Origin of the sequence: Eximiradius sp. (assembly GCA_937127445.1) — a bacterium.
Lineage (GTDB): Bacteria > Bacteroidota > Ignavibacteria > Kapaibacteriales > UBA2268 > JAKIZO01.
The window spans coordinates 181,143-195,526 of record CAKZLY010000014.1 but is presented as its reverse complement, the minus strand read 5'-3'; the positions used below and the strand labels follow the sequence as shown (position 1 = coordinate 195,526).

Genomic DNA, 14,384 nt, shown 5'->3' with positions numbered 1-14,384 from the left:
CAAGTTGACAAAGAACGAAAATAGGATTACCATTTAAAGTGGGCGAAAGCTTTATTAGCTTCTGCCATTCTATGAGTATCTTCACGTTTTTTCACAGCGGAGCCTTCTCCACGAGAAGCAGCCATAATTTCAGCAGCAAGGCGTTGAGCCATAGAATGATCGCGGCGAGCTTTAGCATAGGTTTTAAGCCAGCGGATAGCCAAAGCGATACGACGTTCTTCGCGAACATCCACGGGCACCTGGTATGTTGCACCGCCGACGCGACGGGAACGCACCTCCACCAGAGGGGCCACATTTTGCATAGCTTTGTGGAACACTTCGAGTGGATTTTGCTTGGCTCGTTCTTCGATAATATCGAAAGCATCATAAACGATGCTACGAGCTGTGCTTTTCTTGCCCTGTAGCATTATGCAATTGATAAACTTAGAAACGACAGGATCTCCAAATTTTGGATCCGGTACCATTGGACGTTTTTCTGCTCTTCTTTTTCTCATATTAAACTCTTAATAAACATATCCATTATTATTTTTTACCTGCAGCAGCGGGTCCTTTTGCTTTCGGTCTTTTAGCACCGTATTTAGAGCGACCTTGCTTGCGACCATCAACACCTTGTGTATCGGCTGTACCACGAATAATGTGATAACGGACACCGGGCAAGTCCTTTACTCTACCACCGCGAACGTAAACGATGGAGTGTTCTTGAAGGTTGTGTCCTTCGCCTGGGATATAGGCAGTTACTTCAATTTGATTGGACAGCCTAACACGTGCCACTTTTCTCAATGCTGAATTAGGTTTTTTTGGCGTTGTTGTATAAACACGAGTGCATACGCCGCGTCTTTGCGGGCAAGATTGCAAAGCGGGCGATTTACTCTTGTAAATTACCTTTTTACGCCCTTTTCGTATTAACTGACTTATTGTTGGCACTCAAAAGTCTCCATTTTTTATTACTTTTTAACAATTTACTCTCATAGAGCTGACAAAACTATAAAAAAAAATATTTCTTTCCAAATAAATTTTTGATTTTTTTAAATTTATGGGGATTTTTCACGGATTTTTTTTAATGTTAATAACTATTTCCCATTCAGATAATTTTTTTTGTATGAAATAAATAATTTATAAAATATATTTATTGTTATTTCAATTCAAAAACTCAATATTTAAAGATAATGACAAAAGGCGAATGTTTCATTATATATTGTATAATTATAATGATTATTCAGGTTTATTTAGTTATCTTATTTGCTTTGAATTTTTAAACACGAGCTTTTATGAAATCAAGAAAAAATGAAAAGGTCTTGCTTTTGGGACAGTGCGCTGAATTGCAATTTATATGCAAACGGGAGGAATAAAACAAAAACCTTCGGAAAGGTCGAGAATCTTCCGAAGGTTATAAGAAAAACCATTGCTCATTTTTATGTAATTATCAACATTTCTTTTTATTTGCCGATGAACATCATAACTGAGCTTTTCGCCCAGAACACCAGCGGCGTCCAGAATATACCATAATAGAGTGTTGGAATAACGAATGCATAAACAAGCAATTGAGCATAGATTGAGTATTTCAAAGGTGCTGAATTGCTATCGACGCCACGTAACCACATATTTCTGAAAACTTTTGCGTAGTATGCAAGCGACACAACCGAATTTAGCACGCCTACGACAGCAAGCCAAATCATATTTGAATTAATTACAGCTTGGAAGATGTATAATTTACCTACAAAGCCAGCAGTTGGCGGCAATCCAGTTAGTGAAACAAGGAATATAGCCATTGCTGTTCCGAGCAAAGGCGAACGATAGCCGAGTCCGTTATAATCTTCGAGTTCTTCGCTACCGATTTCATTTGCGATAAGCTGAACAACATAGAAAGCACCGAAGTTCATCAAAAGGTAAGTAAAGAAGTAAATCATAACAGCAATGTATCCGCCCTCGGTCATAACGGTAACGCCCATAAGCATATAGCCAGCGTGAGCGATACTCGAATAGGCAAGCATACGTTTTACGTTTGTCTGCCAAAGAGCGACAAAATTACCAATAGTCATCGAAAGAACAGATAGAACGGCAACGATGAACTTCCAATCAATAGATGAAACCATTGTCCAAACTTGTTCGCTTGCATTTGTAGGATCTATAAATCCAGCTTTAAGAAATCGCATAAATACGGCAAATCCAGCAGCTTTGGAGGCGACAGACAAGTAAGCTGTAATTGCAACTGGGGCTCCTTCATAAACATCTGGTGTCCAGAAATGGAAGGGGACAGCTGAAATTTTATATCCAAAGCCTACCAATACTAAAAGAGAAGCAACAACGAGGGGAAAAACCGGCCCCTGATATTGAGTAAGGAATGCGTTAATCTGGAATAAGCTCAGCGTGCCGGTAAGCCCGTATAAAATGGAAATGCCGTAAATCATCAACCCCGAAGCTAATGCGCCATAAATAACATATTTCAGGGAGGCTTCACTTGCACGTTTTATTTCTTTTGTGTAGCCGGCAAGCACATAGGAGCTTAGCGACATAGTTTCGAGAGCAAGATAAATCAGGATTAAATTGCCGGCACTCGAAATAACGAACATACCGAGCGTCATACCAAGAATGAGCGTGTAATATTCGCCCATAGTACGGTCGGATTTGTTTAGTTCATTCGAGAAGAAGGAAATAAGCACAACCGCAAAGCCAGAAATTAGAAAAATATATTTAAAGAAATTGCTGAATGGGTCGAACACATACATTTGCCAGAAGCCAAACGAAGTATTTGCCGGGCTAACAATCATAAAGATAGTCGCAACAGCAAAACCGAGCAAGGCAACTACACCGGTAATGTATTTTGACTTCTGAAAAATCAAATCAACAATAACAAGCAAAACGAAAGCCGTTGCCAGGACAAGTTCGGGAGCGAACAAGGCGAGGCTGCGCTTTAAATCTGCTACGTATTGTCCGATAAATAAAGAAAGTAAGCTGTCCATATATTTGTCTTAATTATTATTACTCAAACGAAAAAATTACATACCGGCGAACTGACCACCGATTTTAACAATTTCAATAAGATGATTAACCGATGAAGTCATCAAATTAACGACAGCACCCGGGAACACACCGAGGAAAATCACAACGATAGCAAGCGGAACAAGAGCTGCCAGCTCGATGCCATTGATGTCGTCGTGTTTATATTCTTTTCCGGTGGGGTCCCAAGGACCGCTCCAACGTTCAGGTAGTTTGCCGAAGAACATTCTTTGAAGAGCCCAAAGCATATAAGCAGCACCGAGGACAACACCAAGAGCGGAAATTACAGTAAGCACAGGATAAGTAGCAAAAGCACCGAGGAATACGAGCGCTTCGCTGATAAATCCGCTCAGTCCGGGCAATCCAATAGCAGCGAAGAAGGCAATAGCCATAATTCCTGTATAAACGGGCATTTTATTAGCCAGACCACCGAATTCATCAAGGCCGCGGGTGTGGGCACGATCGTAAATTACGCCCACAATCATAAAGAGCATTGCAGTGATTGTCCCGTGATTGAACATTTGGAAGATTGCGCCGGTTAGCCCATTAGAATTAAGGGCAGAAATACCGAGCATAACGTAACCCATATGGGAAACAGATGAGTAGGCAATAAGTTTTTTCAAATCGCGTTTCCCAACTTTATGTTGCCCCAAAGCGCACAACGCACCGTAAATTATGCTAACCATACCGATAAATGCGATATAGTTGTTGAAATAAGCTACTGCTTCGGGGAAGATAGGCCAAGCAACGCGAAGCATACCATAAGTTCCCATTTTCAGCAATATGCCAGCCAGAATAACTGAAATTGGCGTAGGCGCTTCAACGTGAGCGTCCGGCAACCAAGTATGGAACGGGACGGTAGGGACTTTGATAGCAAAGCCGACAAACAAAGCCACGAAAGCAACAAGTCGCCAAGTCGTCTGGAAACCGGTAAAAATTTCTCCGGGCTTGAAATTTGCTGGGTTCATCATATCCAGCAGGTTGAATGAACCTACGGAGAAATACAGCCCTATCATTACCAAAAGCATAAATACCGAGCCGAACAAAGTATAGATAAAGAACTTAATGGCAGCATATTCTTTGCGTGGACCGCCCCAGATACCGATAAGGAAATACATCGGCAGGAGCATAAGTTCCCAAAAGACGTAGAAAAGGAAGAAGTCCAAAGCTACGAAAACACCCATCATTCCTAAATCGAGAAGCAGATACATCATAAAGTATCCTTTGTGGGCTTTCTTGATGCTCCAAGAGGAAAAAGTTGCTACAAAGCAAATCAGGGCAGTAAGGAGTACCATCGGAGCACTTAATCCATCAATACCAACAAAGTATTCGATATTTAAGTCGCCGAACAGTGGCAAACCTTTTACGCTAATCCACTTGACTTTTTCGACGAACTGGAAACTATTTGGGTCGTTTACTCCGACTAAATCTGTTCGGAAATTCGCATAAATTAGCAGAGCAACTACTAATTGGATAAAAGTAATTCCAACAGTAACCCAGCGTAATAGATTAATTGATGTTTCTTTTGTTTTTTCATCTTTGCCCGATGGAATAGCAAGAAGAATCAACATCCCAAGCAAAGGCAGAAATGTAATGAATGTAAGCGGACCTATTCCGAAAATAGTGAACATTAATCCTCCGGACTAAATTTATTTATTACATACTATTCAAATTATAAAACATAATAGAGCAATACCATAGCAAAAATAATTGTCATAACAATATATGCTTGAATTCTTCCAGTTTGGAATTTTCTAAACACCAAGCCGAAGAAAGCAGTAACATTTGCTGTAAGATTTACCAAGCCATCGATAACGTACAAATCGAACCAGCCGATGAAATGCCCAACAACTTTTGTGAACCACCCTACTAAATTTACAATTCCATCTATAATGTACAGATCAAACAATGCAAGTAGCTTAGCAAATGTAGTTGTTCCCCAGATTACTGAAGCGTCGTATATTTCATCGAAGTACCATTTGTTGTATGAAAGCAGATAAAATGGTTTGATTAATTCAGCCACGCCATCTGGATTAAATATTTTGAACTGGTAGAAAGAGAATGAAAGGAAAATACCAAGTCCGGCAACAATAAGCGAGATAATCATTGCAGGCAGGTGGGCGTGGTGAAGAGCTTCTTCGAATTTATTTAAAGCGTGATGAGTGTCTTTTTCGTGAGAGTGAGAATGTTCCTCAGCAGGGCTGGTAATGTGTTCGCCACAACAAGCAGAAGAATGAGAGTGGCTGCTTTCGTATGGGACGAAAAATCCCCATTGATGTTCAGCTTGGACAACGGTTGCAGGTGTTTTAATTTTTTCGTAGAACCAGCCGCTACCACCATCGAATGGGTTGAAAGAATAGAAGAACCAGAAAGTTAATATTGAAAGAACAATCAAAGGAACAGTAATAAGTTTATTACTTTCGTGAGTATGAGCAGCAATATGTGTTTTGGGTTGCCCGTGGAAAGCAGAAATAAGAAGACGGAACATATAGAAAGCAGTCATAGCAGCGGAAGCAAATCCAGAGAAAGCAATAAACCAATGTCCCGAAAGCTGGCCAAACGCCATAGTACCGGCAAGGATACCGTCCTTGCTCAAGAAGCCGGAGGTAAATGGGACGCCAGAAATTGCAATAGTCGAGATTAGGAATGTTAAATAGGTAATTGGCATTTTTTTACGCAAACCGCCCATATTACGAATATCTTGTGGGTCCATATGGTGTTCGCCGGCGTGATGCATAGAATGGTGCATAGCGTGAATAACCGAACCACTTGCCAGGAACAAGCAGGCTTTGAACCAAGCGTGTGTAACTAAGTGGAAGAAACCATAAGAATAAGCACCAACGCCGATAGCCATAATCATATATCCGAGCTGGCTAACAGTTGAATAAGCCAGTATTCTCTTGAAGTCAGTTTGAGTGATGGCAATTGTTGCCGCAATGAAAGCAGTAATAGCACCGATATAAGCAACAAACAGCAAAGCATCGGCAGTAAGCATTGGGAAGATACGTGCAGTAAGGTAAACACCGGCAGCAACCATAGTTGCAGCGTGGATTAAAGCGGATACAGGAGTTGGACCCTCCATAGCGTCGGGCAACCAGACGTGAAGCGGGAACTGAGCTGATTTACCTATTGCACCCATAAAGAGAAGAATACCAGCGAGAGTAAGCATTGTTCCGCTATCGAATGGTATATGCCCTTCGCCAATATGAGCAAATATATCATCGAACATAAAGGTGCCATAGGTGAAGAACAGTATCATAATGCCAGCAAAAAAGCCGAAATCGCCGATGCGGTTGGTAATAAATGCTTTTTTGCTTGCATCGGCAGCACTATCTTTTTCGTACCAGAAGCCAATCAGAAGGTAAGAGCTAATTCCAACAAGTTCCCAGAATATATACATATTTAAAAAATTATTGGCGATTACAATTCCCAACATAGAAAAGGTAAACAGCCCTAAATAGGCATAGAACCTTGGGAAACGAATATCTTCCCGCATATATTCAAGCGAGAACACATGAACAAGAAAACTAATTAAATTGACAACAATTAGCATAATTGCTGCCAGATTGTCTAATCCAATACCAATGGTAATGGGATGAGAACCAAGATTTAGCCAATCGAATTTCCATTGCAGCATACCAGCATCGCTATAGAAGGCTAATTTCTGGTATGCGACAAGCAAGGACAGCAGCAAATTAATCCCCAAAATTGACGAACCGATATATCCCGCTGCTCTACCTAATTTTTTCTGAAAAAATATAATTCCAGCAAATCCTGCAAGCGGCAGCAGCAAGACAATTGATGATATTTGTAGCAATGTTTCGTGTGTCATAATTTTATACTATAATTTAACTTCAATACTGAAACTACTCTTTAAGTTTATTTATCTCATCAACATCAATATGATGATAATTTTGATAAATATTAAGGATAATTGCAAGTGCAACGGCAACTTCGGCAGCAGCCAGAACAATAACAAACAAAGTAGCGATGTGCCCTTCGATGTTTAATCCTTTGAACTTAGAGAAAGCAATAAAATTCAAATTAGCAGAGTTTAAGATCAACTCTAATCCCATAAGCACAAGGATAGAATTTTTTCGAGTAACAATACCGAAAACGCCAAGCGAAAAAAGCAAAGCACTTACAACAAGGTAGTGAGTTAGTCCAATTTCCATCGCGAGCCTCCTATTTTCTTCTGGCAATTTTTGCTGCACCGATGAAAGCAACCAAAAGCAATATCGCTGCAACAAAGAATGGCAATAAATATTCGGTGAATAATCCAAAACCAATAAAGTGTGTTGTCGTTGGCACTTCAATCTGGAACTGAGAGGTAATCCATTCAACATTTAAGTAGGTATAGAGCAAAATAATGGCAACAATTACTGATGTAATTGCGCCAACTATAAGCTGGATTTTCCCGATAGTCCCAGTTTTAATGTCCACTCCGGTGATTTTGCTTGTAAGCATCACACCAAAGACAATAAGCACCAAAATACCACCGACATAAACCATAATCTGAGTAACAGCAACAAAGTCTGCACTAAGCAGCACATATAAGCCCGCCATTCCGAAGAAAGTAAATAGCAATGAGAAAGCCGAATACATCATTTTCTTCGAGAAAACAACACCCATTGCTGAGACAATCACAATAACGGCGAACATATAAAAGACAAAATCAAATAGCATATTAATTTATCTTAATTGTGATTAATTACCTGTTTCATTTTTCTGACTTTTTGCAGCGGCATCAGCTTTTTTCTTTTCTGCTTGATAAGCTTCCCATTTACGTTTCTTTTCTTCTGCTTCTTCTGGGGTGAGCCGTTCGAAATGGTAAATTAATTTTTCGCGCTCATATTCAGAATATTCAAATTCAGGCGTCATTCTATTAGCCTGAGTAGGACAAGCTTCGATACAAAGCCCGCAGAAACAGCATTTAGCAAAATCTATTGTGTATTTAGTAACCCAAGTCTTAATAGGTGTTCCGTCATAAAACAAAGGGACATCGTCGCCGGGTACAACCCGAACCATTTCGACCTCGATAGCGTCAACTGGGCAAGCACGGACGCACGAACCGCATCCGTTGCATCTATCCATATCAACATCTATACGGTTACGTTCGGTTGGCGGAATAAGTCCATCACGGATAGGATGAACTAAATCAGGGTATTGCATAGTAACTTTTTTTTCGAAAAGGTGCATACCTGTAATTTTCATCCCGACAAAAATCGTATAAAGAGCGTGAAATATATTTTTGAAATATTCCATTTTTTACCTCAGTAAAAGAAAACAATTTATTTTATCATTGCCCAGAGAGCAACTGCAAAAAATGCAACAAAAGCGATAGGCAACATTACTTTCCAGGTTACATACATCAGTTGGTCGACACGCAAGCGTGGGAGAGTCCAGCGGAGCCAGATTTGCAGAAATACGAAAAGCATTGCTTTGCTAACAAACCAGAAGGCTTGCCAGACAGGACCATTTAAGAAGTCGCCGAAAGGAGACTGCCAGCCACCAAGGAAAAGAATAGTGATGATAGCAGAAACGATGAACATATTTGAATATTCAGCGAAGAAGAACATAGCGAATTTCATACCGCTGTATTCAGTATGGTAGCCAGCGACGATTTCGGATTCGCCTTCGGGAATATCGAACGGGACGCGATTAGTTTCGGCGAGCGAGCCGATAAAGTAAATCAAGAAAAGTGTTACAGTAAATGGAATAACCCATAATTTCGTAATTGAACCGGGACCACCGAAAATGTTCCAGTTCCAGAATCCGCCACCTTGCTGGTAGATAATTTCCTGCATATCGAGCGAACCAGCAAGAGTAGCAATTGCCAGAATAGCAACAGCTATTGGAATTTCGTAGCTAATCATTTGAGCAGCTGCACGCATACCACCAAGCAATGAATATTTATTGTTCGAAGCCCAGCCGCCCATAACAATTGCGATTACACCGAAGGCGCTAATAGCAAAAACATAGAACAAGCCAATATTAATATTGACTGGGACAAATTTCGAACTAAAAGGAATTACTGCATAGGCAGCATAAGCACCGGCAAACATAACAAAAGGTGCTAAATTAAACAAAGGCTTGTTGACAGCCGCAGGAGTGATGTCTTCTTTCTGCAGAAGTTTTACAACTTCTGCAATTGGCTGCAAAACGCCTTTCCAGCCGGTACGCATAGGACCTAAACGTTCTTGGATCCAAGCAGAAATCTTCAACTCACCAAGAATGGCAACTAAGGCATAAGGAAGAAGAAATGCCATTGGTAGCAACGCAAGAAGGATATAAGCAACTATATTTTTCCCAAGCAAATCGTAAACAAAATTTACCGATTCCATTATTCTTTTATATTTAGTTAATAATATTCATTATCTATCAATTTCTCCAAGAACTATATCGAGCGAACCTAATATCATAATAAGGTCAGCAATCATATAGCCTTTGGAAATTTCAGGTAAAACGCTAAGATTAACAAAGCTTGTAGCGCGAGCACGTACGCGAGATGGTTTCGGGCTACCGTCGCTAATAATATAGAATCCGAGTTCGCCTTTGGGGTTTTCTGCACGGCAGTAAAATTCTCCAACAGGAGGTTTGATTCGTTTCGGGATTGCTTGACGAACATCACAAGGTTCTTTTGGCATTTGTTCGATTGCTTGCTCGATAATTTTGCAACTTTCGTAAATTTCGCGAACGCGAACGATGTTTCTATCCCAGCAATCGCCAAGTGTTCCCATTTCGCCTTTGCCAACGACGGCATCGAAATCAAATCTATCATAAATCGAATATGGCTCGACCTTACGCAAATCATAAGGGACACCTGAACCACGCAAGACAGGACCCGAGCAGCCGTAATTAATAGCTACATCAGCAGGTAGAATGCCTATATTAGCAGTTCTTTCAATGAAAATCTTATTATACATCAGAAGGTCTAATGCTTCATCATTGGTTTTGCGGACTTGTTTTACTATTTCGAGACAATCTTCGACAAATGTAGGATGCACATCGTGCATAAGCCCGCCAATCCAGAAGTAGTTATAGAGCAAACGACCGCCACTAAGTTTCTCGAACAAAGTAATAATCATTTCGCGATCGCGGAAATAGTAGAGAAATGGAGTAAATGCACCGGAGTCCAAGCCAAAGGTAGCAATTGCGATTTGGTGGTTAGCAATACGGTTCAGTTCGGCGCAGATAACTCTAATATATTGCACTTTTTCGGGAACTTCAATACCAAGGAGTTTTTCCATACCCAGAACGTATGGGTATTCATTATTCATAGACGAAATATAATCCATACGGTCAATGTATGGAATAACTTGAGGGTATGTTACATTTTCAGCGTGTTTTTCGAAGCAGCGGTGAAGGTATCCAATGTGTGGGACAACATCGGTAACTACTTCCCCTTCGAGTTCCACTTCCAATCGAAGAACGCCGTGAGTAGATGGGTGCTGCGGACCTACATTCAGCCGCATTCTTTCTGAATATACTTTTCCAAAATCAATTTCAAAAGTTTTTGTCTCGCTCACTGTCGGACCTTTATATTATAATTAATTTTCTTATAATGGAACTTTAATACTTTTGTAATAATCAGGTGTTTTGTAATCTTTTCGCAATGGATGGCCTTCCCAATCATAAGGGCAAAGGATACGTCGCAAGTCGGAATGCCCATCGAAAATAATCCCAAACATATCGTAGGCTTCACGTTCGTGCCAATTAGCACTTCTCCAAACGCGTTCGACAGTTGGGACATGAGGATTTTCTCTATCAAGATAAACTTTTAGCACAATTCTGTGCTTATGTTGTAAAGAAAAGAGATGATAAACAACGACAAATTTATCTTTATCATCAACGCCGGATAAATTAACAAGGTAATCAAAAAGGGTGTTTGGGTCGTCTCGAAGGACAAGGCAAGCCTCCACAATTGCGTCGGACGATACAACAATAAACGGGTCGTGATGCTCTTTTTCGACGAGTTCAAGAGCTCTGTCACCGATTTCTTTTTTTAGCAGATCGAATATTTCTTTTGGGTTCATTTTACTTACAGCTAAATTTAATAAAATATTATTTACCTTGTTTCTTGTTTGTTATCTGCGAGATGCAAAGCATTGCATCTCTACAAGATTATTAAATCATTTAACTTCTTCCCAGCCGTGCGGAAGATGGATATTGTTGCTTTTGCCATTTTTAGCATCTTCTTCGGCAATGCGAGCGCGTTTTTCGAAAATTTTCTGTTTGTTTATTTTTTCTTGAAGTTTAATCATACCGTCGAAGAATGCTTCTGGGCGTGGTGGGCAGCCCGGAACGTAGACGTCAACGGGGATAATTCTATCAACGCCTTTGAGCACGTGGTAGCCTTCTTTCCAGTAAGGACCGCCACAAATAGAGCAAGAGCCCATAGCAAGGACGTATTTAGGTTCAGCCATTTGCTCGTAGAGCCTTTTGATACGTTCAGCCATTTTAAGTGTTACAGTTCCGCTAATAATAATAAAATCAGCCTGACGGGGAGAAGTCCTTGGAATACAACCGAAACGCATCAGATCGTAGTGGGAAGCATTAAGCGCCATAAACTCAATCGCGCAGCAAGCAAGCCCGAATTGGAGATACCAATCGGAACGAGCGCGTCCCCAATTGAGCAAGTCTTCCATTGTCCCGAGTATAATCCCCGGAGAAATATCATAAGGATTGTCTAATCTATTCAAAAGTCCCATTTTCTCACCTATTGTTGTTTTTTCAAATCTTCACGAGTAATAATTAAATCTTTCAATCTTGGAATATATGGCTTGGGTTTATCCCATTCGAGATAGCCTTTTGCCCAGTCGTAGGCAAGACCAAGTATTAAAATGAGCACAAATATTACCATAGCAATAAATGCATACCAACCCAACGTTTTAAATACAACTGCCCAAGGAAACAAAAACACCAATTCTACTTCGAAAATTAGAAATGCAAGAGCTATTATGTAGAAACGTATATTAAATTGCACCCAAGGACTGCCGATAGGTTCTTCGCCTGATTCATATGTGGTTAATTTTTCTGGTGTTGGATTGTGAGGTCTGATGAGAGCTGCTGCAAAGATACTGATACCAACAAAAAGAGCACCTATGATAAGAAATAAAAGAATAATCCCAAATTCTGTTACCATATACTACCTGTCTATTTTGTAGATTTCTTTACGTGCAATTTAATTAATTGAGAAAAAATAAAAAAATTATTTACCAAAATATTTTTAAACTTTAATCGTTTAGTCGTTCCTAAAAATCTAATAAATGCTAAAAAAAATAACATTTTTCTTCGCAAAGTTTTATTAGTTTTTTTTAATTCATTAGGTATATCGCAACTTTTTGTATGATTATCAAGTAGAATTATGAAAGCATTCACATTCTGGAAAATTAATTATTGTTAATTCAAATTTTAGTAAAAATATAATAATTTTTAATGCGTCTACTGGTGGTATTATTTAATTTGAAATATTAAATGTAATTAATATATAAGTAGTTATGAGAATAACAAAGCAATACACAAACAGAGAAAGTCAATCATTAGATAAGTATTTGCAGGAAATTGGGAAAGTTGAGCTTTTGTCAGCTGATCAGGAAATCGAATTGGCGAGAATAATTAAAAAGGGTGGTCCTGAGGCAAATTTGGCTATGGAACGATTAGTAAAGGCAAATTTGCGATTTGTGGTTTCTGTTGCGAAGCAATATCAAAATCAGGGTTTGTCGCTCGGCGACTTAATTAACGAAGGCAATTTAGGGCTGATTAAAGCAGCAAAGCGGTTCGACGAAACTCGCGGGTTTAAGTTTATTTCCTATGCTGTTTGGTGGATAAGGCAGTCGATTTTGCAAGCATTAGCTGAACAATCAAGAATTGTAAGGCTTCCGCTTAATCGCGTAGGAGCATTAAACAAAATCGGCAAAAAGTTTAGTGAGTTGGAGCAGGAATTCGAGCGTGAGCCGACCGCGGCCGAGTTGGCTGAGGAACTGAATATGTCGGTTGCAGAAATTGCCGAAACGATAAAAATTTCGGGTAGACACTTATCTGTTGATGCTCCGTTTGTGCAGGGCGAGGACAATCGTTTGCTCGATGTACTGCCGAATGAAACTCAGCCATCTCCCGATCAAGAACTAATGCGCGAATCATTACGTGTGGAAGTACAGCAGGTTCTTGCAACTCTTTCGCCTCGCGAAGCCGAAGTAATAAAATTGTATTTCGGACTGGACGGTAATCAGTTAACACTTGAAGAAATAGGCGAAAAGTTTAATCTAACACGTGAACGCGTTCGTCAGATTAAAGAAAAGGCTATTAGAAGATTACGCCATGCTTCGCGTTCGAAGTCGTTGCGTTCTTATTTGGGATAGAATATTCAAAAATAAATAATTTACCTGTGGCGTTTTGACGCCACTTTTTTTATAAATTTATTTTGAATAATTATGAAATACAAAGATATTGAAATAGCTGCGCAATATATTCGCGAGGGTAAAGTAGTCGCATTTCCCACTGAAACTGTTTATGGGCTTGGGGCGAATGCATTAAATTCAATGGCAGTTGCTCGTATTTTTGAATTGAAAGAGAGACCAAGGTTCGACCCATTGATAGTACATATAGCTGAACTGAACGATATAGCAAATTATACTTATGCTGATGATGAGAGAATATACAAAATAGTTGAAAAATTTTGGCCTGGACCTCTTACTATTGTTTTAAAGAAACGACCTATAATACCTGATATAGTTACATCTGGACTTCCAACTGTTGGGCTACGGATGCCGAAAGAAGAAATTGCTCTTGAACTGATTAGACAATCGGGTTGCCCAATAGCCGCACCGAGCGCAAACAAATTTGGTCGCATCAGTCCAACGACTGCTCAACACGTAAGAAAATATCTTCCAGATGTCGATTACATACTTGATGGCGGTAAAACAAAAGTCGGTATAGAATCTACAATTATCACACTTACCGAAAAAGGCTTTGTAATTTTGCGAAATGGATTTATCACTCGTGAAGACCTTGAAGCAATATTGCCATTCGACAAAGAGTATGTTGAGAGTAATTTAGCTGCACCGGGGATGTTAAAATCTCATTATAGTCCAAGAAAGCCGATTTATATATTATCAGAAAAAGTTAATACTGCGATAGATAAATCAAATGCGGGCTTACTATCGTTCAGTGGGCAATACGATAATGAATATAAAGTTGTATTTAGACTAACAGAAAGCAAATCGCTCAAAGAGTGTGCTGTCAATTTGTTCTACGGTATGCACTTGCTCGAAGAAAGCGAGGTTGGCTGCATTGTGGCAGAACCCGTCCCTGAAATCGGTATTGGAATAGCAATAATGGAGAGATTACGAAAGGCAGCATATGATTACGAAAGTTTGTTGTAAAAA

15 protein-coding genes are annotated in these 14,384 nt (G+C 39.7%); 2 read left to right on the top strand and 13 right to left on the bottom strand.

The window, feature by feature from the left end; translation table 11 throughout:
- Positions 1 to 26: 26 nt before the first annotated feature.
- The 13 genes from rpsG to AC6QZF_RS03510 all read right to left on the bottom strand — a co-directional run bounded on the left by rpsG (position 27) and on the right by AC6QZF_RS03510 (position 12,142).
- The gene (gene rpsG / locus AC6QZF_RS03570) at positions 27 to 494 is read right to left on the bottom strand and encodes a 30S ribosomal protein S7 (protein WP_499798505.1); all 468 of its coding nucleotides are present in this window, start codon (positions 492 to 494) and stop codon (positions 27 to 29) included.
- Positions 495 to 522: 28 nt separating this feature from the next.
- Positions 523 to 924, bottom strand: a complete 402-nt coding sequence (gene rpsL / locus AC6QZF_RS03565) for a 30S ribosomal protein S12 (protein ID WP_499798504.1) — start codon at positions 922 to 924, stop codon at positions 523 to 525.
- Positions 925 to 1,436: 512 nt separating this feature from the next.
- Positions 1,437 to 2,960 carry an NADH-quinone oxidoreductase subunit N gene (locus tag AC6QZF_RS03560; RefSeq protein ID WP_499798503.1) on the bottom strand — a complete coding sequence of 508 codons (1,524 nt, stop codon included), beginning with the start codon at positions 2,958 to 2,960 and terminating at the stop codon, positions 1,437 to 1,439.
- 36 nt (positions 2,961 to 2,996) lie between these two features.
- Positions 2,997 to 4,628 carry a complex I subunit 4 family protein gene (locus AC6QZF_RS03555; RefSeq protein WP_499798502.1) on the bottom strand — a complete coding sequence of 544 codons (1,632 nt, stop codon included), beginning with the start codon at positions 4,626 to 4,628 and terminating at the stop codon, positions 2,997 to 2,999.
- Positions 4,629 to 4,669: 41 nt separating this feature from the next.
- Positions 4,670 to 6,829 carry an NADH-quinone oxidoreductase subunit L gene (gene nuoL, locus AC6QZF_RS03550; RefSeq protein WP_499798501.1) on the bottom strand — a complete coding sequence of 720 codons (2,160 nt, stop codon included), beginning with the start codon at positions 6,827 to 6,829 and terminating at the stop codon, positions 4,670 to 4,672.
- A 34-nt stretch (positions 6,830 to 6,863) separates the two neighbouring features.
- On the bottom strand, positions 6,864 to 7,172 hold the full coding sequence (gene nuoK / locus AC6QZF_RS03545) for an NADH-quinone oxidoreductase subunit NuoK (RefSeq protein WP_491815041.1): 309 nt from the start codon (positions 7,170 to 7,172) through the stop codon (positions 6,864 to 6,866).
- A gap of 10 nt (positions 7,173 to 7,182) precedes the next feature.
- Positions 7,183 to 7,683: an NADH-quinone oxidoreductase subunit J family protein gene (locus AC6QZF_RS03540; RefSeq protein ID WP_499798500.1), complete on the bottom strand. Its 501-nt coding sequence runs from the start codon at positions 7,681 to 7,683 to the stop codon at positions 7,183 to 7,185.
- A gap of 21 nt (positions 7,684 to 7,704) precedes the next feature.
- Complete coding sequence (locus AC6QZF_RS03535) at positions 7,705 to 8,262, bottom strand: 4Fe-4S dicluster domain-containing protein (protein WP_499798499.1); 558 nt, start codon at positions 8,260 to 8,262, stop codon at positions 7,705 to 7,707.
- Between the two features lie 26 nt (positions 8,263 to 8,288).
- Positions 8,289 to 9,341: an NADH-quinone oxidoreductase subunit NuoH gene (nuoH, locus tag AC6QZF_RS03530; RefSeq protein WP_499798498.1), complete on the bottom strand. Its 1,053-nt coding sequence runs from the start codon at positions 9,339 to 9,341 to the stop codon at positions 8,289 to 8,291.
- A gap of 30 nt (positions 9,342 to 9,371) precedes the next feature.
- Positions 9,372 to 10,472 carry an NADH-quinone oxidoreductase subunit D gene (locus tag AC6QZF_RS03525; RefSeq protein WP_499798614.1) on the bottom strand — a complete coding sequence of 367 codons (1,101 nt, stop codon included), beginning with the start codon at positions 10,470 to 10,472 and terminating at the stop codon, positions 9,372 to 9,374.
- Positions 10,473 to 10,556: 84 nt separating this feature from the next.
- Positions 10,557 to 11,033, bottom strand: a complete 477-nt coding sequence (locus AC6QZF_RS03520; protein WP_499798497.1) for an NADH-quinone oxidoreductase subunit C — start codon at positions 11,031 to 11,033, stop codon at positions 10,557 to 10,559.
- A gap of 96 nt (positions 11,034 to 11,129) precedes the next feature.
- Positions 11,130 to 11,708 carry an NADH-quinone oxidoreductase subunit B gene (locus tag AC6QZF_RS03515; RefSeq protein ID WP_499798496.1) on the bottom strand — a complete coding sequence of 193 codons (579 nt, stop codon included), beginning with the start codon at positions 11,706 to 11,708 and terminating at the stop codon, positions 11,130 to 11,132.
- Between the two features lie 8 nt (positions 11,709 to 11,716).
- Entirely contained in the window at positions 11,717 to 12,142 is a 426-nt protein-coding gene (locus AC6QZF_RS03510; protein WP_499798495.1) for an NADH-quinone oxidoreductase subunit A, read from the bottom strand.
- A gap of 355 nt (positions 12,143 to 12,497) precedes the next feature.
- Here AC6QZF_RS03510 and AC6QZF_RS03505 point away from each other — a divergent pair, with 355 nt between their 5' ends.
- Both AC6QZF_RS03505 and AC6QZF_RS03500 read left to right on the top strand, forming a co-directional pair.
- Positions 12,498 to 13,358, top strand: coding sequence for a sigma-70 family RNA polymerase sigma factor (locus AC6QZF_RS03505; protein WP_499798494.1), 861 nt, complete (start codon positions 12,498 to 12,500; stop codon positions 13,356 to 13,358).
- Positions 13,359 to 13,430: 72 nt separating this feature from the next.
- On the top strand, positions 13,431 to 14,381 hold the full coding sequence (locus AC6QZF_RS03500; RefSeq protein ID WP_499798493.1) for an L-threonylcarbamoyladenylate synthase: 951 nt from the start codon (positions 13,431 to 13,433) through the stop codon (positions 14,379 to 14,381).
- Positions 14,382 to 14,384: the final 3 nt, after the last annotated feature.